A 25393-nucleotide genomic window follows, 5' to 3' on the forward strand; every position below is an offset into this window, starting at 1 on the left:
GCAGCTCAGACGGGTGTCAACTGGCGTTTTGGCTGGACGATCAACCACTGGGTTGGTTGCCGGTCCGAAATCGCCCCGCACAGCTTTGTGTTGAAGTTACTGAACGGTATAGTTCGGGTCAGTTACTGGTGGGTAACTTAACCCAAGTACCCAACCGCAGGTGGCGTTCTCGTCGAGGAGGAAAAGTGAGCCACTACAAGAGCAATGTTCGCGACCAGGTATTCAACCTGTTCGAGGTGCTCGGCATCGACCGGGCCCTGGGCGAGGGTGAGTACGCCGACCTCGACGCCGACACCGTCAAGGAAATGCTGGGCGAGATCGCTCGCCTGGCCGAGGGCCCGATCGCCGAGTCGTTCGCCGACGGCGACCGCAACCCCCCGACGTTCGACCCCAAGACCCATTCGGTGACCCTGCCCGAATCGTTCAAGAAGTCGGCGCGTGCCGTCATCGAGGGCGGCTGGGACAAGGTCGGTGTCGAGGAAGAACTCGGCGGTATGCCGATGCCCAAGACTCTGGTGTGGGCGCTGCACGAGCACCTGCTCGGAGCGAACCCCGCGGTCTGGATGTACGGCGGCGGCGCGGGCTTCGCCAGCATCTTCTACAAGCAGGCCACCGAGGAGCAGAAGAAGTGGGCCGTGCTGGCCGCTGAGCGCGGCTGGGGCGCCACCATGGTGCTCACCGAGCCCGACGCCGGCTCCGACGTCGGTGCCGGACGCACCAAGGCCGTCAAGCAGGACGACGGTTCGTGGCACATCGACGGCGTGAAGCGCTTCATCACCTCGGCCGATTCCGATGACCTGTTCGAGAACATCTTCCACCTGGTGCTGGCCCGTCCCGAGGGCGCAGGTCCGGGCACCAAGGGTCTGTCGCTGTTCTTCGTGCCGAAGTTCCTCTTCGACTTCGAAACCGGCGAACCCGGCGAGCGCAACGGTGTTTTCGTCACCAACGTCGAGCACAAGATGGGCCTAAAGGTCTCGGCCACCTGTGAGCTGAGCTTCGGTCAGCATGGCGTGCCGGCCAAGGGCTGGCTCGTCGGCGAGGTGCACAACGGCATCGCCCAGATGTTCGACGTCATCGAGCAGGCGCGAATGATGGTCGGCACCAAGGCCATTGCCACGCTGTCGACCGGTTACCTGAACGCGCTCGAGTACGCCAAGGAACGTGTGCAGGGCGCCGACATGACGCAGATGACCGACAAGACCGCCCCGCGCGTGACCATCACACATCACCCCGATGTGCGCCGGTCACTGATGACGCAGAAGGCGTACGCCGAGGGCCTGCGGGCGTTGTACCTCTACACCAGCACCTATCAGGACGCGCCGGTCGCCAAGGCCCTGCACAGGGTCGACGCCGAGCTGGCGGTCAAGGTCAACGACCTGCTGCTGCCGATCGTCAAGGGTGTCGGTTCGGAGCAGGCGTACGCGAAGCTGACCGAGAGCCTGCAGACGTTCGGCGGTTCGGGCTTCCTGCAGGACTACCCGGTCGAGCAGTACATCCGCGACGCCAAGATCGACTCGCTGTACGAGGGCACCACGGCCATCCAGGCGCAGGACTTCTTCTTCCGCAAGATCGTCCGCGACAAGGGCCAGGCGCTCGCGCACATCGCAGGTCAGATCGAGCAGTTCGTCAAGAACGAGTCGGGCAACGGTCGACTCAAGGCCGAGCGCACCCTGCTCGCGACGGCGCTGCAGGACGTTCAGGGCATGGCGGCCACGCTGACCGGCTACCTGATGGCCGCGCAGGAGAACCCGGCCGAGTTGTACAAGGTCGGCCTGGGTTCGGTGCGCTTCCTGATGAGCGTCGGCGACCTGGTCCTCGGTTGGCTGCTGCAGGAGCAGGCGGCGGTGGCCATCGAGGCGCTCGACGGTGGCGCCACCGGTGAGGACAAGTCCTTCTACGAGGGCAAGGTCGCGGTCGCGTCGTTCTTCGCGAAGAACTTCCTGCCGCTGCTCACCAGCACCCGCAGCGTCATCGACAGCCTCGACAACGATGTGATGGAACTCGACGAGGCGGCCTTCTAAGCCTTCTGCCGCCTTCGACCAAAACGCCCCCGGTCTTTCCCGGGGGCGTTTTGCGTTGCGCCTCAGAAGGGGTCGGTGCTGTTGAGCAGCACCCGCGGTCGCTGACGCCTCTGCGGATCGCGAGACATCGACGGGTCAGGAGTTCAGATACGTGACTACAGCGAGGACGCGACGATGGTGACTCTGCGACGGCGGCAGGTCCAGTTTGGCGAAGATGCTGGACACGTGTTTCTCGACGGCACGCTCGGTGATCGAAAAATGTTGAGCCAATCCGCTGTTGGAGTGTCCCTCGGCATCAGCGCGAGCACTTCGCGTTCCCGCGGCGTCAGGCGGTCGAGAGCTGCAGGCGCGCGCCGGCCGCCGATCAGTTGACGCACCACCTCGGGGTCGAGCGCGGTGCCGCCCGCCGCGACCCGCCGCAGGGCCGCGTCGAACTCGCCGACGTCGGTCACCCGGTCCTTGAGGAGATAGCCGACGCCTTCTGGACGCCCTGCCAGCAGTTCGGTGGCATACCTGGTCTCGACCCACTGCGAGAACACCAGCAGTCCGACGTCGGGGTGCGACCGTCGCAACGACACCGCGGCCACCAGCCCTTCGTCGGTGAGCGTCGGCGGCATGCGGATGTCGATGACCGCGACGTCCGGCTTGTGCATCTGCACGGCGTCCACGAGTTCGTCTGCCGTGCCGACTTTCGCCACGACGTCGTGCCCGCGCTCGACGAGAAGCTGCGCCAGGCCGTCGCGCAGGATCACGCTGTCCTCGGCGATGACCAGGCGGGTCACTGCCCGACTCCGGGAGGCACCACAACGGTGACGATCGTCGGGCCACCGTCCGGGCTGTCGATCTCCAGCCGGCCGTCGAGCATGGCCAGCCGGTCCCGCAAACCCGTCAGCCCTGACCCCTTATCCAGCTGGATGCCGCCGGAACCATTGTCCTGCACAATGATCCGTAGTTCGTCGGCATCGCTGGCGATCCGCACCGTCGCGTGATCCGCGCCGGAGTGCTTCGACACGTTGGTCAACAGTTCGGCCACGCAGAAGTACGCCATCGTCTCGACACCGATCGACGGCCGCAGCTGAAGGTCGACCGTGACCTCGACAGGGAGGGGGTTGCGCGCTGCCAGCGTCTGTATCGCGGGGCCGAGACCGAGATCGAGTGCAGGCGGGCGGATTCCACGCACCAGATCCCGCAGTTCGGTCAGCGTGTCCTTCGTGTTGGCCAGCGCATCGCCCACCAGCGCCCGTGCGCCGGTGACGTCGGCCGACGCCAGATGTTCGTCGGCGCGCGCCAGCGCCATGGCCACCGTGATCAGCCGCGCCTGAGTGCCATCGTGCAGATCGCGCTCCACGCGCTGCAGCGTGGCGGCGGAGTCGTCGACCACGCCCGCCCTGGCACGTTCCAACTGCACCACGCGCCGCTCTCCCTCGGTCGGCCCGAGCATCCCGCGGGCCATCCACACATGCGCACGGCTGAGGCCGATCATCACCCAGCCCAACAGGTATAGGGCCACCACCCCTGTGACGGACGCCAGCAGATAGAGCCCCAGCGAGTCGACCGGCTCACCGAGGGTGATGAACGGCTCGCCCATCGCGAGCCACACCACTGGTGACACCACCAGGGCCGTCGACGCGCAGATACCGACGATGACGAAGTAGCCGATCGGTGTCATCAGCACGGAGTGCAGGGCGAGGAACCCGAGGCTGCGCCAGCCCACCGTGTCGGTCAGCGCGGCGGTGACGGTGTGCAGGCGGCCCGCGGGCCGTGCGAAGGCAGGCGGCGCGTCGATGTCCGCACCCGTCAGCGTGGCAAGGGCCCGGTACAACCGGTTCCACGCCCGCCCGCTCATCACCACCAGTGCGAGCAACGGAATGCCCACCAGCGTGGCGATCAACAGTCCGGACGCCAGGCCCGCGGCGAAGATGTAGGCGACGCCGACGACGGCGAGCACACTGATCAGCACGAAGTGCAGATAGGTCCGCCAGGCCGGGGGCCGCAGTGGCGTGGCCCAATCGGTTTGGGCGAGAACAGAAGTCGGGGGGTGCGGCGCGCTCAATGGTGAAGTAGTCACGCGAACCATCGTGTCTCGGCGCGGCAGCCGCCGGCCATGGTGCTGCCCGGCGGATTCGCGGTGTGGCCAGCCACACCTGCGAGACAAGAAGGGCGGGTTCGGGAGGACACTGGAGGGCGTCGCTTCAATCTCGCGCGACCGGCTTTCACCTCGTGCACCGGCTCTTCGGATCAGTCACTCCCGAACCCGTCGTGTGATCGATCGTACGCCTGTGACCAACGCCACACCAGCGCGAATTTCCGGCCGTCAGGAGTCCTGCGACAGCAGCAGTGCACCGGTCCGGGCCCGCACTTCCGGTGAGGCGTCGAACACCGACGCGGTCATCTCATCGACACCCGCCGCGCGCAGTTCGTCGAGCCGCGCCGAGACCGTCTCCTCGTCACCGATGATCGCGGCGTCCTCCGGTCCCGCATAACCTTCGCGGTCGAGCATCGCGCGGTAGGACGGCAGTGTGCCGTAGATCGCGAACTGCTCCGCGGCCTGTCGGCGCGCGCCGTCGATGTCGTCGGTCACCGACACCGGCAGGGACGCGGCGACTTTGACATCGTTGCGATCGCGTCCTGCCTCCTCGGCCGCGTCGCGCAGCGTCGGGGCGACGTGCTCGGCCAGCGTCTTGGGTCCGGTCATCCACGTCAACGTGCCCGCCGAGCGACGGCCCGCCAGCCGCAGCATCTGCGGACCGAGCGCGGCCAGATACACGTCCGGCGCCGGTGCGTCGGGAATCTGCAGGGCGCCGCGGGTGGTCCAAAAGTCGCCCGTCGCGTCAGCGGGCCGCCCGGCGAGCAGCGGTTGCAGGCAGTCGAGGTACTCGCGCATCTGCCGTACCGGGCGGTCCCACGGCAGACCCCACACACCTTCGACGAACATTTGGTGGCTCATGCCGATGCCGAGCAAGAACCGCCCGCCGCCGATGAGACTGAGCGTCAATGCACGTTGGGCCAACTGCATCGGGTGCTGCACCTGGATCGGGATGACGCCGGAGCCCAGTTCGATGCCGTCGACCTCACGAAGCGCGATGCCCAGCGCGATCGGCAGGTCGGCATCGTAGGGAAGTTGTGCCATCCACACCCGGCGGAAGCCCTCGTTACGAAGTTCGGCAACGGTGCTCACCAGGGCGTCGACGGGCGCGGGGCCGCCGGTGTTCAAGCCGACGATGCTCAAGCTGATTCGCATCGCTCCATCGAATCACGGCCGTGAAACCATGGTCGGCGATGACCACCGAACTGGCGCGGCTCCAGAACTTCGGGCCGAACTGGTTCGCCTCGGTCATGGGCACCGGAATCGTCGCCACGGCTGGAGCCACCCTGCCGGTGCACGTGCCGGGACTACGCGGGTTCGCCCACGTCCTCTGGGTCGCCGCCGCCGCGCTGCTGATCGCGCTCGTCGTCGCCGTCACGGTGCAATGGGCGCGGCATCCGAAGGTGGCGCGCAGCCACGCGCGCAACCCGCAGATGACGCACTTCTACGGCGCCGCGCCGATGGCCTTGATGACCGTCGCCACGGGCGCACTGCTGTCGGGCAAAGACCTCATCGGCGAACGCGCCGCCGTGGACTTGGCTTGGGTGCTGTGGACGGCGGGCACGCTGGGCGGGTTGTTCACCGCCGCGACGATCCCGTTTCTGATGTTCACCCAGCTCAACGTCGAACCGGACGCCGCGTTCGGTGGCTGGCTGATGCCGATCGTCCCGCCGATGGTGTCCGCGGCGACGGGCGCGCTGTTGATCCCGCATATGGCGCCGGGCACTGGGCGCACCACGATGCTCTACGGCTGTTACGCGATGTTCGGGCTGTCGCTCGTCGCGGGAATGATCATCATCACGATGATCTGGAGCAGGCTTGCGCTCTACGGCACGTCGGGCACGACGCGGGTGCCCACCCTCTGGATCGTGCTCGGCCCGCTCGGCCAGGGCATCACCGCGGCCGGCCTACTCGGCGCGAACGCGCACTTGGCCGTGGCACCCGAACTGGCCAGCGGCATGAACGTGTTCGCGGTCCTGTTCGGCGTACCCGTGTGGGGGTTCGCGGTGCTGTGGATCGTGCTGGCCACGGAGCTGACAGTCCGCACCCTGCGGCGCGGCATGCCGTTCGCGCTGACATGGTGGAGCCTGACGTTCCCCGTCGGGACGTTCGTCACCGGCACAACGCAGTTGGCGCACCACACCGATCTGCCGGCGTTCGAGGTGGCCGCGGCCGTCGCCTATGTCGCGTTGCTGGGGACGTGGGGACTGGTGGCCGTGCAGACCGCCCGCGGCAGCCTCGGCGGGAGCCTGTTCGCGCCGCAGCCGGCGGCCGGACCGATCAAGGCCAAGAAGGATCCGCCGCCCAAACCATAAGGGCCAGACGTTAAGAACCCCGTGCTGACGTCGGGTCGGGGGGTCAGACGGCAACACGGGGCTACCCGGTATATCGATCCTCCCTCTGGGGCCGTTACAGCCCCGTCAGAAGAAATCCCGTCAGGCTTCGAGGATCGCCGTGACGCCCTGCCCGCCCGCGGCGCAGATCGAGATCAGGCCGCGAACCGGCTGTCCGGTCTCCTTCTTTTTCTCGGCCAGCTGCTTGGCGAGCTGGGCGACGATGCGTCCACCGGTGGCGGCGAACGGGTGCCCAGCGGCGATCGACGAGCCGTTGACGTTGAGCTTCGATCGGTCGATCGAGCCGAGCGCCGCGTCCAGGCCGAGTCGCTCCTTGCAGTACTCCTCGGATTCCCACGCCTGCAGATGCGCGAGCACCACCGACGCGAATGCCTCGTGGATCTCGTAGAAGTCGAAGTCCTGCAGGCTCAGCCCATTGCGGGCCAGCAGCCGCGGCACCGCGTAGGTGGGCGCCATCAGCAGGCCGTCCTTGCCGTTGACGTAGTCGACGGCCGCGGTCTCGCCATCCACCCAGTAGGCCAGCGGTTCGATGCCGTGCGACTGTGCCCATTCGGGGGTGGCCAGCAGCGACACCGACGCGCCGTCGGTCAGCGGCGTCGAGTTGCCCGCGGTCATGGTCGCGTCGCCGGCCTTCGCGCCGAACACCGGCTTGAGCTTGGCCAGCTTCTCGGCCGACGAGTCGGCTCGCAGGTTGTTGTCGCGGTAGAGGCCCAAGAACGGCGTCACGAGGTCGTCGAAGAACCCGCGGTCGTAGGCGGCCGCCATGTTGCGATGGCTGGCTGCGGCCAGCTCGTCCTGGTCGGTGCGTTTGATGCCCATCTCCTTGGCGGTGACGGCTGCGTGCTCACCCATCGACATCCCGGTGCGCGGCTCGCTGTTCACTGGGATCTCCACACCGAGTGACGCGGGCAGCTTGCCGGCGAGCTTGAGCCGCTCGACGTTGGACTTCGAGCGACGCATCCCGAGCAGCACCCGCCGGAAGTCGTTGCCGAACGCGATGGGCGCGTCCGACGTGGTGTCGACACCACCGGCGGCGGCCACGTCGTAGCGGCCCGCGGCGATGCCGTCGGCCGCGGCGATGGTGGCCTGCAGTCCGGTGCCGCACGCCTGTTGAATGTCGAACGCCGGCGTGTACGACGACAGGGAGCTGCCCAGCACGCACTCGCGCATCAGGTTGAAGTCGCGGCTGTGCTTGAGCACCGCGCCCCCGATCACCGCGCCGAGTGTCTCCCCGGCAAGGTTGTACCGGTCGATCAGCCCCCCGAGTGCGGCGGTGAACATGTCCTGGTTGGAGGCATTTGCATACGCGCCGTCGGAGCGGGCGAATGGAATTCTGTTGCCGCCGAGAATCGCGACCCTCCGCTGGGTATCACTAGCCATGGCCCCATAGTACCCACTCTTCTTACTCTGGAGTAAGTTCGTCCCCATGGCTTCCGATCTGTACTCACAAATCGTCCATTCGGCGCCCGGATCGTTCCTCGCCAAACAGCTCGGCATTCCGCAGCCGGCGACGTTGCGCCGCCACAAGCCCGGTGAACCGCCGCTGGCGGGCTCGCTGCTCATCGGCGGCGAGGGCCGCGTGGTCGAGCCGCTGCGGACCGCGCTGGCCGAGGACTACGAGGTGGTCTCCAACAACATCGGCGGCCGCTGGGCCGACGCGTTCGGCGGCGTGGTCTTCGACGCCACCGGGATCACCGATGCCGCAGGGCTCAAGGAGCTCTACAAGTTCTTCACCCCGCTGCTTCGCAATATCGGACCGTCCGGCCGCATCGTCGTCGTCGGCACCACACCCGAGCAAGCCGGCAGTGAGCACGAGCGCATCGCGCAGCGTGCGCTTGAGGGTTTCACCCGGTCACTGGCGAAGGAGATGCTGCGCGGAGCGACCGTGAACCTGGTCTACCTGTCGGCCGATGCGAAGCCCGCTGCCACCGGGTTGGAGTCGACGATGCGGTTCCTGCTCTCCGGGCGGTCCGCCTACGTCGACGGTCAGGTGTTCCGGGTGGGCGCCGCCGACTCGGCGCCGCCTGCTGACTGGGACCGACCGCTGGAGGGCAAGGTGGCGATCGTGACCGGGGCCGCGCGCGGCATCGGCGCGACGATCGCCGAGGTCTTCGCCCGCGACGGAGCCAAGGTGGTGTGCGTCGACGTCGAGGGTGCGCAGGAAGCGCTCGGGGTGACGGCCACCAAGGTGAGCGGCACCGCGCTGGCCCTCGACGTGACCGCCGCCGACGCCGTCGACCGCATCACTCAGCACGTGCGTGACCACCACGGTGGACGCGTCGACATCCTCGTCAACAACGCGGGCATCACCCGCGACAAGCTGCTCGCGAACATGGACGAGGAGCGGTGGGACGCCGTGGTCGCCGTGAATTTGCTTGCGCCGCTGCAGCTTACCGAGGGTCTGATCGACAACGGCACCATCGGCGAGGGCGGCCGGGTGGTCGGGCTGTCGTCGATGGCCGGCATCTCCGGCAACCGTGGGCAGACGAACTACGCGGCGACGAAGGCAGGCATGATCGGGCTGACCGAGTCGCTGGCGGGCACCTACGCCGACAAGGGCGTCACCGTCAACGCCGTGGCGCCGGGCTTCATCGAGACCAAGATGACCGAAGCGATGCCGCTGGCCACGCGCGAGGTGGGCCGCCGACTGAACTCGCTGTACCAGGGCGGCCAACCGGTCGATGTGGCCGAGACCATCGGATATCTGGCGAGTCCGGCGTCGAATGCCGTCACCGGCAACACCATCCGGGTGTGCGGCCAGGCAATGCTGGGGGCCTAGGGTGACACAACCATCGGGTTTGACGAACATGTTGCGGGCGGTCGCGGGTGCGTTGCCGTTCGTGCCGCGCGGCGACTCGTTGCCCGACCGCACGTTGACCGTCGACGAATTGGCCATCGACCCGGCCAATGTCGCCGGATACGCGGCCGTGACCGGGTTGCAGTTCGGCGACACCGTGCCGCTGACGTATCCGTTCGCGCTGACGTTCCCGACGGTCATGGCGTTAATCACCGGTTTCGATTTCCCGTTCTCCGCAATGGGTTCGGTGCACATCGAGAACCACATCACCCAGCACCGCCCGATCTCGGTGACCGACACCGTGTCGGCCCGGGTGCATGCCGAGAACCTGCGGGAGCACCGGCGCGGTCTGTTGGTCGACGTGGTGACGGACGTGAAGGTCGGCAACGAGACGGCGTGGCATCAGGTGACGACGTTTCTGCACCAGCAGAAGACTTCGCTGTCCGACGAGCCGAAGCCGCCACCGCAGAAGCAGCCGAAGCTCGGTCCGCCGAACGCGGTGCTGCGCATCACGCCGGGACAGATCCGCCATTACGCCTCGGTGGGCGGCGACCACAACCCTATCCACACGAATCCGATCGCCGCGAGGCTGTTCGGCTTCCCGACGGTCATTGCGCACGGAATGTTCAGCGCCGCCGCGGTTCTGGCGAATATCGAGGGTCAGCTGCCCGGCGCGGTGAAGTATTCGGTCAAGTTCGCCAAGCCGGTGGTGCTGCCCGCGCGCGCAGGGCTGTACGTCGACCGCACCTCTGAGGGCTGGGATCTCACGCTGCGCCACCTGACGAAGGGCGACCCGCACCTCAAGGGGACGGTGACGGCGCTCTAGTAGTCGCCGCAGCTCGGCTTGAACTCCTAGCCGTTGACAGCGCGATTGACGCGGCAAGAACGCGAAACGTGTTGGAGTTCTGCGGACAAAGACACGTCCCACGCCACCGGATAGGCAGCATGGGACGGGCCCGTCGATCACGTTACGGCCCAACCAACTCCCGAGAAACCTGACTGATCAATGTCCATGGGCGGGACGCACACCAGGGTCCAGTGATGATTGTTCGGGCAATAGAGCGAGTCGATGTTGGCCCATATGTTGAGCGTGCGGTTCACCCACATGTACATCTGGATGAATCCCCACAATGCGCCGCATTCAGGGCACACCCGGTCGTCGTCCTGCCCGTCGCTGAACCGCTGATGGCCGCCATCGTGAAACAGCGACCAGTTCGGGTCTTTCTTGAACATGTCGAACAGAGCATCGGCAATCGCTGGAACCGCCCACGTCTGCCCTTTGTCTGAGATGAGTCCAGTCATGCTTCCTCCAGATACGAGAAGGCCCCCGGCCGGAGTTAGCCGAGGGCATAAAAATAGGCCGCGAGGTCATACACCTCACAGCCGAAACGAGCGTATCAACCCATGTCAAGGCCTCCTGGCGGTCTGAGTATTAGCCGTCCGCTCCAAGCGCGAACTCACCCCGAGACTGCGCACAAACGCGACTCGGCCCGAGTTCGCGATCGCACCGCAGTTTCGGCGCGCTATGCCGATCGAGCGAACGCGTCGGCGGCGGCCAGGTCGAAATCGCCGTGGTCGCTGCCCAGACCCTGGGCGACCAGCGCCGCAACAGCGTTGCCGAGCACGGCGGAGTCCACCGGCGTGCGCCCGAGCCCACGGGCGAAGACGAAGCCCGCCGAGAAAGCGTCACCACACCCGGTGGTGTCGACGACGTCGACGGTGAACGCCGGGATGTGTTCGGTGCCATCGCGACTCACCACCACAGCGCCGTCCGCCCCGCACGTGACAGCGAGCAGGCCGGCGCCGGCGTCGAGCAGGCGACGGCAGCCGTCGGCCAAGTTCTCGGCACCGGTGAAACCCAGCACCTGATCAGCGTTGGGCAGCAGGTAGTCGGTGTGGCCCAGTGCCGGGGCAATGAGATCGAGGGTGCCCATGCCGCCGGGTGCGATCAGGTCGACCGACGTCGACGTGCCGTTGTCCTTCGCGTACCTCAAGATTCGCGCCGCAAAGTCCGGTCCGAGCATCTCGGTGCCGCCGAGGTGCAGGTGGTCCGCGGCGGCCACCGCGGCGAAATCGACATCGTCGACCGTATAGGCGAGGTTCGCGCCGAGCAGATGCAGGCTGGGACGTTCGCCGTTGGGCCGGATGGGTAGCACCGACATCGACGTGGACACCTCCGGCTTGCGCACCACCAGCGACGTGTCGACACCCGCGCGCTCGAGCAGCGACAGCAGCAGGTCGCCGGCAGGGTCCGTGCCGATGGCTCCCGCGGTACGCACCTCGGCGCCTAGCTTGGCGAACGTCAATGCGGTACCCGCAGCGGTGCCGGCCGCCGTCATCCGGATCTGTTCGACAAGCGCGGTGCCCTGCCCGGGCGGAATGTCCGACACCGGCCGCACCAGCACATCGAGGATGTGCGCACCCATGCAGACGACCTCAGGGATGACCTTCATCGGCCCTCAGTTCCGCGATCTCACCGCAGTCTCGGCGCCGTGCTCGGCGGGCGTGCCCTTCAGGCCGCGCCAGAACAGGTTGATCATCAGTTCGGCGGCCTCGTTCACGTCGGCGTCGCCCGTGCTGACCCGACTGGCCACCGCTTCGCCGGCTCCCACCAGCGCGACCGCCATCATGTCGAAGTCGGTGTCCGGCTCCGGATTACGCGTCCCCGTGCGCAGCAGCCTGCCGACGAGATCGATGATCCGCTCGCGTCCCTCACGCACCGTGTGCGCGAACGCCTGAGAACTGGTCGCCTGGCTGTAGAGCACCATCCATGACGCGCGGTTGGTGTCGATGTAACTCAGGAACGCCAGAACGGCGTTGCGCAGCAGGTCTTTCGGACTCTGCTTGAAATCGATCTCCTTGCGTACCTCTTCGACGAACCGCGCCAGCTCACGATCGAGGCACGCCCCGAACAACTCCTCCTTGGAGCCGTAGTACAGGTACAGCATCGGTTTGGAGATCTGCGCCTCGGCAGCGATGGCGTCCATCGACGTCTCGTGGTAGCCGTTGACCGAGAAGATCTGCACGGCCGCGTCGAGCATCTGCTGCTCGCGCACCGCACGCGGCAACCGCTTCGTTCCACCGGCCATCGCTCAAGAGTAAGCAACAGGTGACGCACAGGCGTCAACACCGGGTGGTGGGCGGGAACTAGCAGCGCGGGTTCGGACCCTTGACCCCTGCCATCCTCAGCACCGACGCGTCCACTCCCGACATCGTGAGTTCACCCGCGGCCAACGCCTGCTCCAACCGGTCCAGCACGGCGGGCACCTCGGCCGTCGTCACCCACAATGCGGTGTCGGCTCCGGCCTGAAGACTGCGCAACGCCGCGTCGGCGACCCCGAATCGGTCGGTGATCGCCCGCATCGACGAGATGTCGTCGGTGAACACCGGGCCGTTGAACGGCGGTCCGCCGTAATCACCCGAGCGCAGCAGCGCGTACGCGGCCGGGCTCAGGCTCGCCGGGTCGTTGCCGGTCAGCCCGGGCACCTGCATGTGCCCGACCATCACACCGACGGGCGGCTGCGTGGTCAGCGTCCGGTACGGCACCAGATCGGCGTTCTGCAGATCGGCGAGCGGCGGTGTGCTGACGGCGCCCGTGTGCGAATCACCGGAGGCCCGCCCATGGCCGGGGAAGTGCTTCAGCACGGGCAGGACTCCCGCATCGCGCAGGCCGCGCGCATACGCGCCGGCGTAGTCGGTGACTGTCGCAGGATCGTCGCCGAACGACCGATCACCGATCGCGGCGCTTTCGCCCGTCACGTCGACCACCGGCGCGAAGTCGATGGTGATGCCGAGTTGTCTCATGGCCTGGCCGCGCTGTCGCGCGATGCCGTACACCTCGTCCGGCGAGGACGACTGCGCGAGCGCCTGCGGCGCCGGTTGCGTGCCGATCAGCGATGCCAGCCGCGACACCCGGCCGCCCTCCTCGTCGACACTGACGGCCAGCGGCAACGGGCCCGCCGAGGCGGCGATGTCGCCCACCGAGCCGTCCGACAGCATCGACAGATCGGTCCAGCTGCCGATCATGATGCCGCCGACGTGGTGGTTATCGACGACTGCGCGCGCGTCGGCGGCGTTCTCGACCCCGACCATCAACAGCTGCGCCAGCTTGTCGCGGGTCGACATCGCCGCCAGCTGGGCCTGCGGATCGCCGCACGCAGGCGCGGCCGGCGCCGCGGGCGCGGGAGCGTTCGGCACGGCCGTCGCGGCCATGGTCGGCTGGGAGACGGACGAGGGTGACGGTGCGGGCTGCGGCGTTGCGGGCGAGCAGGCCACCACGAGCCCGGACATCGCCACCACTGCACAGAAAGCGCGGGGCAGGACCATGGGCCTCGACACTAGTAGCTGCCGAAGCTGTGTTCTATCCCCCGGTCGGTCAGCCAGGTCCGTTCGCCGCGCGCCATGATGTCGTCGACGTGCGCGCACACCAGGTCGACGATGTCCTCTGCTTCGGTCGCGGCGAGTGCCTGTCGTAGGACCGCGAACTGCTCCGGTGCGACGGTGATGACGTATTCGTAGCCGTCGAGATGCGCGCGGTCGTAACCGGTGAATTCCAGTGCGCCGGAGTCGTTGCGCCCGACCCACACCGTGCACGTGTCCGACCGCCAGAACGTGCGTTCAGCTGCGGACATAGGCCGCATGCTACTTTTGCCGCATGGATCGGTTCCTCGTGCCCGCCGCGGCCAGCATCGTCGTCGGCCTGCTGCTGGGCGCGGCCGCCATCTTCGGTGTGACGCTCATGGTTCAGCAGGACAACAAGCCTCCGCTGCAGGCGGGAGATCCGGCGTCTTCGGTGCTCAACAGGGTCGAGTACGGCGACAGAAGTTAACTCGCGGACAGCGGCGCTGTCCTCCGACGCATGTGAGCCGCAGCCTTTGTCTCGGCGCTGGTTGTGGGTGGCCGCCGCGGCGGCGCTGATCCTGACCTTCGCCCAGTCCCCCGGACAGATCTCCCCCGACACCAAGCTCGACCTCACCGCCAATCCGCTGCGGTTCCTGGCGCGCGCCTTCAATCTGTGGAACAGCGAGTTGCCCTTCGGACAAGCGCAGAACCAGGCGTACGGCTACCTGTTCCCGCACGGCACGTTCTTCCTGCTCGGCGACGTGTCCGGACTGCCCGACTGGGTGACGCAGCGACTTTGGTGGGCACTGCTGCTCGTCGTCGGTTTCTGGGGGCTGCTGCGCGTCGCCGAGGCCCTCGGCATCGGCAGCCCGACGTCACGTGTCATCGGCGCGGTGGCGTTCGCGTTGTCACCGCGGGTGCTGACGACCCTCGGCGCCATCTCCTCGGAGACCCTGCCGATGATGCTGGCGCCGTGGGTGCTGCTGCCCGTCATCCTCGCCTTGCGCGGAAACGGCTCGGTGCGGGTACTGGCGGCCCGGTCGGCACTGGCGATCGCCCTGATGGGTGCCGTCAACGCCGTCGCGACCCTGACCGCCTGCCTTGCGGCCGTCATCTGGCTGCTGAGCCACCGGCCCAACCGGCTGTGGTGGCGCTTCACCGCGTGGTGGCTCGCGTGCTCGGCGCTCGCGGTGACGTGGTGGGTCGTCGCGCTGTTCCTGCTGGGCCGGGTCAGCCCGCCGTTCCTCGATTTCATCGAGTCCTCCGGCGTGACCACGCGATGGATGTCGCTGACCGAGATGCTGCGCGGCACCGACGCGTGGACGCCGTTCGTCGCGCCGAACGCGACGGCGGGCGCATCGCTGGTGACGGGGTCGTTGGCGGTGCTGGCGACGACCTTGGTCGCGGCGGCCGGCCTGGCTGGCCTGGCGATGCGCTCGATGCCCGCCCGTGGACGACTGGCCACGATGCTGCTCATCGGCGTGGTGCTGCTGGCCGCCGGATACTCCGGCGGTTTGGGTTCGCCTGTGGCGCAAGCGGTTCAGGCATTTCTTGATGCGGACGGCACGCCGCTGCGCAACCTGCACAAACTCGAGCCGCTGCTGCGGCTGCCGCTCGCCTTGGGGCTGGCGCACCTTCTCGGCCGTGTTCCGCTTCCCGGCAGCGTCCCGCGTCCCGAGTGGACACAGGCGCTCGCCCACCCCGAACAGGACAAGAGGGTCGCGGTCGGAGTGGTGGTGCTTGTGGCGCTGACTGCCGCGACATCGCTGGCCTGGACCGGCAGGCTCACGCCGCCGGGCGCCTTCGATGCGATCCCGCAGTACTGGCACGACACCGCGGCGTGGCTCGACGAGCACAACGACCGCGGCCGCGTGCTGGTCGCGCCGGGCGCGCCGTTCGCCACCCAGGTATGGGGCAACAGCCACGACGAGCCGCTACAGGTGCTCGGTGACAGCGCTTGGGGCGTCCGCGACTCGATTCCGCTGACCCCACCGCAGACGATCCGCGCCCTCGACTCCGTGCAGCGCCTGTTCGCCGCGGGCCGGCCCTCGGCGGGTCTAGCCGATACCCTTGCGCGCCAAGGAATCTCCTACGTGGTGGTGCGAAACGACCTCGATCCGGAGGCGTCGCGATCGGCTCGCCCGCTGTTGGTACACCGCGCGATCGACGGATCACCCGGCCTGACGAGGGTCGCGCAGTTCGGCGACCCGGTCGGTGCGGGAACACTGGAGGGCTTCGTCAGCGACAGCGGCCTGCGCCCACGCTACCCCGCGGTGGAGATCTACCGTGTCGACGCGACCGCGCCCTCGATGCCCGTCGGCCCCTACCTCGTGGACGCGGATGCGATGGCCCGTGTCGACGGCGCACCCGAGGCGCTATTGCGACTCGACGAGCGCCGCCGCCTGCTCGGCCAGCCCCCGCTTGGCCCCATGTTGCTCACCGCCGACGCCCAGCGCGCGGGCCTGCCGACGCCGGTGGTCACCGTCACCGACACTCCTTTGGCACGTGAGACGGACTACGGCCGCGTCGACGATCACTCGTCGGCCATCCGCACCCGCGACGAAACGCGACAGACGTTCAACCGGGTCATCGACTATCCCTCGCCGGGGGCCGACCCGGTCTACGGCCAGTGGAACGGTGGCCGCATCTCGGTGTCCAGTTCGGCGGCCGACTCGACCGCCCTGCCGAACGTGGTGCCGTCGACAGGACCGGCCGCCGCGATCGACGCCGACTCGTCGACGAGTTGGGTGTCCAACAGCCTGCAGTCGGCGATCGGGCAGTGGCTGCAGGTCGATTTCGACCGGCCGGTCACCAACGCCACCATCACCATCACGCCGAGCGCCACAGCCGTCGGGGCGCAGATCCGGCGCCTCGAGGTGTCGACCGTCAACGGCACCAGCACGTTGCGCTTCGACGAGGCGGGCAAGCCGCTGACCGCCGCACTCCCCTACGGGGAGACACCGTGGGTGCGGATCACCGCCATCGCCACCGACGACGGCTCGGCCGGTGTGCAGTTCGGCATCACCGACTTCACGGTGACGCAGTACGACGCCAACGGCTTCGCCCATCCCATCAACCTGCGCCATACCGTGCTTGTCCCCGGCCCTCCCGCCGATTCGGCTGTGGCGCAGTGGGATCTGGGTTCCGAGCTGCTGGGCAGGTCAGGATGCGCCGACAGCCCCACCGGCATCCGGTGCGCGGCGACCATGGCGCTCTCGCCGGAGGAGCCGGTGAACCTGAGCCGGACGCTGACCGTTCCTGAGCCGACGGCGGTGACGCCGACGGTATGGGTGCGAGCGCGTCAGGGACCCAACCTGGCCGACCTCGTCGCGGCGCCGGGAATGGCGCGCGCCACCGGTGACGCGGACCCGATAGACGTACTCGGTTCGGCCTATGCGGCCGCCGACGGCGATCCCGACACGGCATGGACCGCGGCGCAACGGGTCGTACAACACAGGTCGCCGCCAACGCTGACGCTGAAGCTGCCCGCCCGACGTGAGGTCGCAGGCGTGCGCGTCGCGCCGAGTTCGTCGGAGCTGCCGGCACATCCGACTTTGGTGGCCGTCGATCTCGGCGACGGACCGCAGGTACGACCGCTGGCACCCGACGCCGGTGCACAGACCCTGGACCTCAAGCCCCGGGTCACCGACACCGTTCGGCTGTCGATCATGGACTGGGACGACGTCATCGACCGCACCGCGCTGGGGTTCGACCAGCTGAAACCGCCCGGCCTGGCCGAAGTGGCCGCGATCGACGCGCAGGGCGAGCCCATCGCCGCCGCCGACGCCGCCCGAAACCGCGAGCGGACGGTCGAGTTGCCCTGCGGCCGTGGGCCTATCATCGGCGTTGCCGGTCAGTTCGTGCAGACCTCTGTCCGGTCTACTGTCGGTGAGCTGCTCGAGGGTGACCCCGTGCTGGCACGCCCCTGCCAGGACCAGCCGATCACGTTGCCTGCCGGGCAGCAGGAGCTTCTGGTCAGCCCGGGTGCCACATTCGTGGCCGACGGCGTACAACTTCGCGGCCCGCTGGTTCGCGAACTGCGCTCGGCCTCAACAGAATCCGTCGAGACCGGGGAATGGACTGCCGACCAACGCGAGGTCGTCGTCACGTCCTCACCAGCGTCGCGCGTCCTCGTGGTGCCCGAAAGCGTGAACCCCGGCTGGACCGCCAGTGCCGGCGGCGGCGCGGACCTGACGCCGGTGACAGTCAACGGCTGGCAGCAGGGCTGGCTGTTACCGCCTGGCACCGCGGGACCCGTGACGCTCAGTTTCGACCTGAACGTGCCGTACCGCGTGGGGTTGATGGGCGGACTGGCGCTGCTGCCGCTGCTTGTGCTGCTGGCGTTCCTGCCGGTGCGACGTCCGAGACCTCCCGACGCGTCCCCGCATGTCTGGCGGCCGGGAGCGGTGGCCGCGGGCGCCGCCGGTCTCGCCGCGGGCGCCATCATCTCCGGTGTGACCGGCGTCGTGGTGGTCGGCGTCGCGCTGGGCCTGAGCTATCTGATGCGCCACCGCGAAGGCGTCCGCGACGCTGCAACGGTTGGCGCCACCGCAACAGGGCTCATCCTCGCGGGCGCCGTCCTGAGCCAGGATCCGTGGCGGTCGGCGGACGGTTACGTGGGCCACTCCGCGGGCGTGCAGCTGCTGGCCCTGGTTTCCGTCGCGGCCATGGTCGCCTCGCTGGTGGACATCCGCCGAACGTGAAGCCACTGCGAAAAATCCACGCGAGAATCGCACTGGTTTCACATTCGAGACCGAGCCGCCGGTTCTAGCATCGGCCGAGTGCCGCAACTGACCACCGCCCGGGGCGCGATCGAGACCGCGGACCTCGGGGTCACCCTCATGCACGAGCATGTGTTCATCCAGTCTCCCGACATCACTGCCAACTACCCCGAGGTGTGGGGCGACGAGGCCAAGCGGGAGGCCGACGCGATCGCCCGCCTCAACGAACTGAAGTCGCGCGGCGTCGACAGCATCGTCGACCTCACCGTGATCGGAATGGGCCGCTACATTCCCCGCATCGCGCGCATCGCCGCGGAGACCGACATCAACATCGTGGTGGCGACCGGCGTCTACACCTACAACGACGTGCCGATGTTCTTCCACTTCAGCGGTCCCGACACGCCGCTCGGAGAGCCGATGGTCGACATGTTCGTCCGCGACATCGAACAGGGCATCGCAGGCACCGCCGTCAAAGCGGCGATTCTCAAGTGTGCCACCGACGAACCCGGTCTGACACCGGGTGTCGAGCGCGTGCTGCGTGCGGTGGCACAGGCGCACCGGCGCACCGGCGTGCCGATCTCGACCCATACTCACGCCGCGACGAAGCGCGGCCTCGAGCAGCAGCGCGTCTTCGCCGAGGAGGGCGTCGACCTGTCGCGCGTTGTCATCGGGCACTCAGGTGACACCACCGATCTCGGCTATCTCACCGAACTCATCGCGAACGGCTCGTACATCGGCATGGACCGGTTCGGGGTCGACGTGTTCCTGTCGTTCGAAGAACGGGTGGACACCGTCGCGCGGATGTGCGAGCGCGGCCACGCCGACCGGATGGTGCTCTCGCACGATGCATCCTGTTTCATCGACTGGTTGCCTGAAGCCCTTGTGCCGGAGACGATGCCGAACTGGCACTACCTGCACATCCACAACGACGTCATCCCGGCGCTGAAGCAGCGCGGCGTGACCGACGAGCAGATCACCACCATGCTGGTCGACAATCCGCGCAGGATCTTCGAGCAGCAGGGCGGTTACTGACGTGGCCGACGTCGCACCGATCGGCACCCAGGTCTCGCTTCTCGCCGAGCAGGCCCCCGGCGCACCCGCCGTGACCTGCGCCGGTCGCACGCTCACCCGGGCCGAGCTCGACGCCTCCACCAACCGGCTGGCCCGCGCCTACGCCGAACTCGGTGTAGCACAAGGCGATTACGTGACCATCGTGTTGCCCAACTCGATCGAATGGGTGCAGGCCGTGCTGGCCACGTGGAAACTGGGCGCGACGCCGCAGCCGCTGTCGCCGAGCCTGCCGGATTCGGAACTGGCCGGACTTCTCGGCCTGCGGCGCCGCGCGCTCGTGGTGGGCCGAGACGATCCCACCGGCGAGAATAAAAGCGTGCCAGCAGGTTTCGCTCCTGACCACGCGATCTCCGATGGTCCGCTTCCCGAGGCGGTGTCGCCGGTGTTCAAGGCGATGGCGTCGGGCGGCAGCACGGGCAGACCGAAGCTGATCGAGTCCGGCGGCGACAGCAGATTCCCGCCCGCCGCCGGCTATCCCCTCGGCGCCCAGCACGACGACGTCAACCTCATCTCGGTGCCCCTGAGCCACAACACGGGGTTCACCACGTTCACGATCGGCCTGGTTCAGGGGCACCACATCGTGCTGATGCCGCGTTTCGAACCACACGAGTTTCTGCGCCTGGTCACCGAACATCGCGTGACCTTCCTGGCGACGGTGCCGACGATCATGCAACGCCTCCTGCCCGTCTACCGCGCCGACCCCGACGCCTATGACCTCTCGTCGATCCGCCGGTTCTGGCATCTGGCCTCGATGTGCCCGCCCGCGGTCAAGCAGGCCTGGATAGACCTGCTCGGTCCCGACGCGGTCTGGGAACTCTACGGCGGCACCGAACTGCAGGCGCTGACGTTCATTTCCGGTGCGCAGTGGCTGACCCATCCCGGGTCCGTCGGTGTCGTCGTCGCAGGGGAGATGAAGGTGCTCGACGACGACGGCAACGAGTGCCCACCCGGCGTCGTCGGAGAGATCTACATGCGGCCCTCGCCCGGCAGCGCGCCGACGTATCGGTACGTCGGCGCCACCGCCAAGAACCGCGACGGGTGGGACTCGCTCGGCGACCTCGGCTACTTCGACGAGGACGGGTTCCTCTATCTCAACGACCGTCGGGTGGACATGTTCACCGTCGGCGGCCGCAACGTCTACCCTGCCGAGATCGAGTCAGCGCTCTGCGCGCATCCAGACGTGTTGTCGTGCCTCGTCGTCGGCGTTCCCGACCCGAACTCCGGCGACCTCGGCCAGGTGCCGCACGCGATCGTCCAGGCCGACGGACTCGACCAGGCGGACGTCATCGAGTTCCTCAGCGAGCGCATCGAGCGCTACAAGCTTCCCCGCTTCGTCGAGTTCACCGACACCCCGTTGCGCGACGACGCCGGTAAGGCGCGACGCTCAGCGGTGCGCGAGGAGATCATCGCGCGGCAGGCCGCGCGATCCAGCTAGCGCGCGATCGGCTCAGGCGCGCTCGTCACCGAGGAGTCCAACGGCGGCACCGGCCGTTGATTGCGATACTCCCAGCGCCGCAGCGCTTCTCGACACGGCGACTCGACCAACGCGTAACTGACCGCGGCGATCGCGAAGCCGAACACCACGGTCAGCAATAGCACCACCGGCATATGTCCGTTGAACGGAAACTCACCGATCATCGGGAAGACCATCGCCAACGCGGCGAGGTGCCAGACGAACAAGCCGTAGGACCAGCGGCCCAGCGTCACCATTGGTGCGCTTCCCAGGAATCGGTGCGGGGTGTCGGGACGGTCCAACACAAGCGGCGCGAGCAGCGCCGCCGCGACGATCGCGCCCATCGCGGTCTTGATCGTGACCTGGCTGATCGTGCCGAATTGCAACCCCTCACGGCCGGCCAGCGGAGAGGCCGCGACGGCGAACGCGGCCACCGCGAGCAGCGCCATCAGGATCCGGCGCCGAGCCAGCCGGTGGGGCCAACCGACCGGCATGACCGTCAGTTCGGCCAGCACCATGCCCGCGGCGAACCAGGAGAAGAAGGCGGGCGGCCAGTTCCACAGGTTGTGGCCGGAGTCCGGGTCGAACGGAATGTTCACCCAGAACAGGCTCGCCACCGCGGCGGCCATGATGACTGCAATCCTGGCCCGCACCGGAACCCGTCGCACCAGCAGCGCCAGCAGTGGTAGCGCCAGGTAGAACGTCACCTCGACCGACAGGCTCCACATCTGGGTGAGGCCCGCGGTCAGGGTCAGCGGCACGTAGATCTGGGTCAGCGTCAGGTTAGCCAGCCACACCGTGAAGTCGGCTCTGGCCTCGGGCAACAGCGTCAGGATCACCACGACGGCCACCAGATAGCCGGGCATGATGCGCACGATCCGTGAGCGCAGGTAGTGGCCGGTCGGCGGAATCGGGCGAAGACCGCGTGCCGCGGCGGCGTGACCGCGCCACAGCAGGAACCCCGACAGCGCGAAGAACACTGCGACCGCGAGGTCGAAGCGGCCGAAGACGCGGCCCATGACACCGCTCGAGTGACCGGTCTGGAAAGCGACGTGGGTGACGACGACCCCGATGGCTGCGCATGCGCGCATTCCCTCGACGGCGGGCAGGAAGGAGCGGGTACCTCCTACTGCCGCTTCCTGCGCCATGGCGACCAGTGTGCCCGGCTGGTGAAATGGGTCCGAAAACGGGTAGTCAGGCGGGCACCGCCGATGCAGCCGGAGTAAGCATCGACCTTAAATTGTGCTGTTAGGGTCAGACGGGTTTTGCCCCAAGAGACGAGGAGACACGGCTTGAACCGCGCAGTGGCGCTGCGTATCGCAGCGTGCGGGCTCATGGGGCTGGGAGCTGCCCTTCTGATCGCCGCGCTCTTGCTGTCCACGTATACCGAAGGCAAGATCGCCAAGATCCCGCTGAACGTCGACGCCACGCTGGTGAGCGAGGGCACCGGAACGGCGTTCGACCCGGACTCGCTGAACAGGGACAGGTTCGTGGTGGACCGCGATGTTCCCTTGGCGCTGCAGGAGCAGATGACTGTGGAGGCGCCGTCGAACGCCGACGTCGTCACTCTGCAGGTCGGCAGCACTCTGCGGCGCACCGACCGGCAGCAGGACGACGGGCTGCTGCTCGCCCTTGTCGACACCGTCACGGTCAACCGCAGCACCGCCGAGGCCGTGTCCAGCGAGAGCAACCCCGGCGGTGCGGTGCAGAAGCCACGCGCCATCGAGGACGACCAGCCGCCGACCAACATCGCGCTGCCGCACGAAGGCCTGGCCTACCGCTTCCCGTTCGACACTGAGAAGAAGAGTTACTCGGTCTTCGACCCGATCGCGCAGAAGGCGTTCGACGCCAACTACGACGGCGAGGAAGACATCAACGGACTGACCACCTACAAGTTCAGCCAGAACGTCGGGTATGACGCCGACGGCAAGCTGGTCGAGCCGGTCAAGTACGCCTCGTTGTTCGATGACGACGCCGACAGCCAGGTCACCGCGCGCGCCTCGATGTGGGGTGTGCCGGGCAATCCCGAAGAGCCGATCACGATGACGCGCTATTACGCGGCTCAGCGGTCGTTCTGGGTGGACCCGGTATCGGGCACCGTCGTCAAGAAGGACGAACACGCCTACCACTACTACGCCCGCGAGCCGCTCGAGCCCGAGGTGACGTTCGTCGACTACAAGGTCACCTTCGACGAGGAGACGGTCGAATCGCAGGTCGCCAGCGCCAGCGACGAGCGGGACCGGGTGGCGCTGTGGGGCCGCGTCCTGCCGATCACCTTCACCGCGTTGGGTCTGGTGACGCTCGTCGGCGGTGCGCTGCTCGGGTCGTTCTCGCTGCGGGCCGAGTCCGCGCTCATCGACCCCGGCCTCGACGAGGCCGACCACGGCTTCTTCGACACGCAAGGCTTTCAAGTGCCAGGCGCCGAAGCCAAGACCGAGAAGATACCCGCGCCACGACCGTCGGATCTACCGCCGGACAGACCGGTCTGATCCCGCGTTTCGCCGCGCCCGGGTGGGCGCCGTCGGTGGCGCCGGGGTACGCGCTGGTGCTGTCCCTGATCGTGACGGCGCCGCTGTTGGCGCCGGGCTATCTGCTCTTGCGCGACGCGGTGTCGACCCCGCGGTCGCACCTGTCCGACGCGGCGCTCGGGTTGTCGGAGGCCGCGCCGCGGGCGCTGCCTCAGGACTTCGCGGTGGCGCTGGCGTCCACGGTGATCGACGGTGGGGTGGTCGTCAAGTCCCTCCTGATCGTCGGGTTGTGGCTCGCCGGGTGGGGTGCGGCCCGATTGGTTACGGTCGTGCTGCCGCAGGCCGGGCTGGCCGGCCAAAGCGTCGCGGTCACGCTCACCATTTGGAATCCCTATGTCGCAGAACGACTTCTGCAGGGCCACTGGAGCCTGCTGGTCGGCTACGGATGTTTGCCCTGGGTCGCTGCGACCGTGTGCCGGCTGCGAACGAGCACACCCGGCTGGCCGGAGGTCTTCGCGCTCGGGTTCTGGATCGCCCTGGCCGGTCTGACGCCGACCGGCCTGATGCTGGCCGCGACGGTCGCGGCTACGACCGCGTTCATGCCCGGCAACGGGCGGCCGCGGTGGTGGTGCCTGTCGGTGAGCCTGGTCGCAGCCGCGGTCGCCGCGCTGCCGTGGCTGACCGCTGCTGCCGTCGCTCAGACGCTCTCGTCGTCGCAGGCCGACGGAGTCGCGGCGTTCGCGGCGCGCGCCGAACCGGGTCTCGGCGTACTCGGCAGTCTCGCGGGCCTCGGCGGAATCTGGAACGGCGACGCTGTACCCGCCACGCGTACAACGGCTTTCGCGACAATCGCCACAATCGTACTGCTGGGCATTGTGGCGCTCGGGTCGACGGTACTGCTGCGCAACCGGGCCGCGGTGCCGCTGCTCGTGCTCGCCGCTTTCGCGGTGGTGGTGCCCTCGGCGATGGCGACCGGCCCAGGGATCATGCTTGTGGAGAACATGATTCGCGCACTGCCCGGGCTAGGCGTGGTTCGTGACGCGCAGAAGTGGGTCGCGCTCGCGGTGCCCGGTTACGCTTTGGCAGCCGCGGCCGCGGTCGTGGTGCTGCGGCGATGGTTACCCGCCGCAGTCACGGCGCTGATCTGCTGCGCCGCGCTGCTGGCAGCGCTGCCCGACCTCGCGTGGGGCGTCGGCGGCAAGGTTGCGCCGGTCGTCTACCCGCTGGACTGGCCGGCCGTCACCGCGATGATCAACGCCGACCCGCGACCGGTGGCCGTGTTACCGCCCGACAGCCTGCGGCGGTTCGCGTGGGCGGGTGAGGCACCGGTGCTCGATCCGCTGCCCCGCTGGGTACGCGCCGACGTGCTGACGACGGGCGACCTGTCCATCGGCGGGCACACCGTGTCCGGGGAAGGTGAGCACGCCCGCCGAGTACAGCGGTTGCTGCTCGACGGCGCCGACCGCGACGCATTGGTCGACGCCGGCGTCGGCTGGGTCGTCGTCGAATCACCCGGCGAGGTAGAGGTTTTGACGCTGCCAGTGGCCTACCGGGGACGGGATCTCACGCTGTACCGGGTCGGCGGCGAGGGTCAGCAGGCGTCGGGCCGGGGACTCGTGCTCGCTGCGCACTGGGCGTGGCTCAGCCTGCTGTTCGCTGGACTCGCAGGCGCGGCATCCGCGTCGTGGCGGGCCCGGCGGGCTGCCCACCACACGCCTCAAGCGTCCGCTAACAAGGGATGGGAATGCCCGTGAACATGTCCCTGCCGGTGCACTCGGCCGCCGCTCCAGGCGGCATGTTTGGGCCGTCCCAAAGATCACTACCCTCGAGTTCGATCTTCGACTCCGTAAACCGATAGGTGACAGGGTCTAACGGTCCGACCCAAACCTTGCGTGCGACGTTGCCCATTCCTGGCTTGACGCGCTGCCACGTGTGACACACGTTCATGTCCCAGACGTACATGGCCCCAGGCCCGGGCGGATTGTGCATGGACATGCCGGGGCACCATTGATGTGGCTGCGACGGGATGGCCTGCGCGGCGCCCGTTCCCAAGCTCAAGCCTGCCGCCACGAGACCGACCG

At 68.0% G+C, this 25393-nt stretch carries 19 protein-coding genes and 1 pseudogene; 10 read left to right on the plus strand and 10 right to left on the minus strand.

Features of this window, described 5'->3' with window-relative positions; genetic code table 11:
* The first annotated feature begins 185 nt into the window (after window positions 1-185).
* On the plus strand, window positions 186-2021 hold the full coding sequence (locus tag N4S67_RS10445) for an acyl-CoA dehydrogenase (RefSeq protein ID WP_260992870.1): 1836 nt from the start codon (window positions 186-188) through the stop codon (window positions 2019-2021).
* 135 nt (window positions 2022-2156) lie between these two features.
* On the opposite strand, the pseudogene N4S67_RS10450 reads toward N4S67_RS10445, so the two are convergent.
* The 3 genes and pseudogenes from N4S67_RS10450 to N4S67_RS10460 form a co-directional block, all read right to left on the minus strand.
* Window positions 2157-2803, minus strand: a pseudogene (locus N4S67_RS10450) (response regulator transcription factor).
* Window positions 2800-4098: a sensor histidine kinase gene (locus N4S67_RS10455; protein WP_390893305.1), complete on the minus strand. Its 1299-nt coding sequence runs from the start codon at window positions 4096-4098 to the stop codon at window positions 2800-2802. The pseudogene N4S67_RS10450 and the gene N4S67_RS10455 overlap by 4 nt, the downstream one beginning before the upstream one ends.
* A 237-nt stretch (window positions 4099-4335) precedes the next feature.
* Window positions 4336-5262, minus strand: coding sequence for a TIGR03564 family F420-dependent LLM class oxidoreductase (locus N4S67_RS10460; RefSeq protein WP_260992872.1), 927 nt, complete (start codon window positions 5260-5262; stop codon window positions 4336-4338).
* 38 nt (window positions 5263-5300) lie between these two features.
* On the opposite strand from N4S67_RS10460, the gene N4S67_RS10465 reads away from it, so the two are divergent.
* A complete protein-coding gene (locus N4S67_RS10465) occupies window positions 5301-6422 on the plus strand; it encodes a TDT family transporter (protein ID WP_260992873.1) in 1122 nt (373 codons plus the stop codon).
* Window positions 6423-6542: 120 nt separating this feature from the next.
* Here the strand turns inward: N4S67_RS10465 and N4S67_RS10470 are convergent, their stop codons facing one another.
* A complete protein-coding gene (locus N4S67_RS10470; RefSeq protein ID WP_260992874.1) occupies window positions 6543-7841 on the minus strand; it encodes an acetyl-CoA C-acetyltransferase in 1299 nt (432 codons plus the stop codon).
* Window positions 7842-7887: 46 nt separating this feature from the next.
* Here N4S67_RS10470 and N4S67_RS10475 point away from each other — a divergent pair, with 46 nt between their 5' ends.
* Window positions 7888-9240, plus strand: a complete 1353-nt coding sequence (locus N4S67_RS10475; RefSeq protein ID WP_260992875.1) for a 3-oxoacyl-ACP reductase — start codon at window positions 7888-7890, stop codon at window positions 9238-9240.
* Between the two features lies 1 nt (window position 9241).
* Window positions 9242-10084 (plus strand): MaoC/PaaZ C-terminal domain-containing protein, encoded by an 843-nt coding sequence (locus N4S67_RS10480; protein WP_260992876.1) that lies wholly within the window; start codon window positions 9242-9244, stop codon window positions 10082-10084.
* 137 nt (window positions 10085-10221) lie between these two features.
* Here N4S67_RS10480 and N4S67_RS10485 read toward each other — a convergent pair whose 3' ends face one another.
* The 5 genes from N4S67_RS10485 to N4S67_RS10505 all read right to left on the minus strand — a co-directional run bounded on the left by N4S67_RS10485 (window position 10222) and on the right by N4S67_RS10505 (window position 13889).
* Window positions 10222-10560 (minus strand): hypothetical protein, encoded by a 339-nt coding sequence (locus N4S67_RS10485; RefSeq protein ID WP_260992877.1) that lies wholly within the window; start codon window positions 10558-10560, stop codon window positions 10222-10224.
* 221 nt (window positions 10561-10781) lie between these two features.
* Window positions 10782-11711: a carbohydrate kinase family protein gene (locus N4S67_RS10490; RefSeq protein ID WP_260992878.1), complete on the minus strand. Its 930-nt coding sequence runs from the start codon at window positions 11709-11711 to the stop codon at window positions 10782-10784.
* A 6-nt stretch (window positions 11712-11717) separates the two neighbouring features.
* Window positions 11718-12347 (minus strand): TetR/AcrR family transcriptional regulator, encoded by a 630-nt coding sequence (locus N4S67_RS10495; RefSeq protein WP_260992879.1) that lies wholly within the window; start codon window positions 12345-12347, stop codon window positions 11718-11720.
* Window positions 12348-12405: 58 nt separating this feature from the next.
* A complete protein-coding gene (locus N4S67_RS10500; RefSeq protein WP_260992880.1) occupies window positions 12406-13584 on the minus strand; it encodes a glycoside hydrolase family 3 N-terminal domain-containing protein in 1179 nt (392 codons plus the stop codon).
* An 11-nt stretch (window positions 13585-13595) separates the two neighbouring features.
* Entirely contained in the window at window positions 13596-13889 is a 294-nt protein-coding gene (locus N4S67_RS10505) for a hypothetical protein (RefSeq protein ID WP_260992881.1), read from the minus strand.
* Between the two features lie 23 nt (window positions 13890-13912).
* On the opposite strand from N4S67_RS10505, the gene N4S67_RS10510 reads away from it, so the two are divergent.
* The 4 genes from N4S67_RS10510 (at window position 13913) to N4S67_RS10525 (ending at window position 20826) form a co-directional block, all read left to right on the plus strand.
* Entirely contained in the window at window positions 13913-14086 is a 174-nt protein-coding gene (locus tag N4S67_RS10510) for a DUF2613 domain-containing protein (protein WP_260992882.1), read from the plus strand.
* Between the two features lie 46 nt (window positions 14087-14132).
* Entirely contained in the window at window positions 14133-18302 is a 4170-nt protein-coding gene (locus N4S67_RS10515) for an alpha-(1->3)-arabinofuranosyltransferase (RefSeq protein WP_260992883.1), read from the plus strand.
* Window positions 18303-18380: 78 nt separating this feature from the next.
* The gene (locus tag N4S67_RS10520; protein WP_260992884.1) at window positions 18381-19352 is read left to right on the plus strand and encodes a phosphotriesterase family protein; all 972 of its coding nucleotides are present in this window, start codon (window positions 18381-18383) and stop codon (window positions 19350-19352) included.
* Window position 19353: 1 nt separating this feature from the next.
* Window positions 19354-20826 carry an AMP-binding protein gene (locus N4S67_RS10525; RefSeq protein WP_260992885.1) on the plus strand — a complete coding sequence of 491 codons (1473 nt, stop codon included), beginning with the start codon at window positions 19354-19356 and terminating at the stop codon, window positions 20824-20826.
* Here the strand turns inward: N4S67_RS10525 and N4S67_RS10530 are convergent.
* Entirely contained in the window at window positions 20823-21992 is a 1170-nt protein-coding gene (locus N4S67_RS10530; RefSeq protein ID WP_260992886.1) for an acyltransferase family protein, read from the minus strand. The two genes, N4S67_RS10525 and N4S67_RS10530, sit on opposite strands and share 4 nt — an antisense overlap.
* Before the next feature lie 144 nt (window positions 21993-22136).
* On the opposite strand from N4S67_RS10530, the gene N4S67_RS10535 reads away from it, so the two are divergent.
* The gene (locus N4S67_RS10535; protein WP_260992887.1) at window positions 22137-23333 is read left to right on the plus strand and encodes a DUF3068 domain-containing protein; all 1197 of its coding nucleotides are present in this window, start codon (window positions 22137-22139) and stop codon (window positions 23331-23333) included.
* 35 nt (window positions 23334-23368) lie between these two features.
* Window positions 23369-25066, plus strand: coding sequence for a hypothetical protein (locus N4S67_RS10540; protein WP_260992888.1), 1698 nt, complete (start codon window positions 23369-23371; stop codon window positions 25064-25066).
* Window positions 25067-25393: the final 327 nt, after the last annotated feature.

Origin of the sequence: Mycobacterium deserti (assembly GCF_025345615.1) — a bacterium.
Lineage (GTDB): Bacteria > Actinomycetota > Actinomycetes > Mycobacteriales > Mycobacteriaceae > Mycobacterium > Mycobacterium deserti.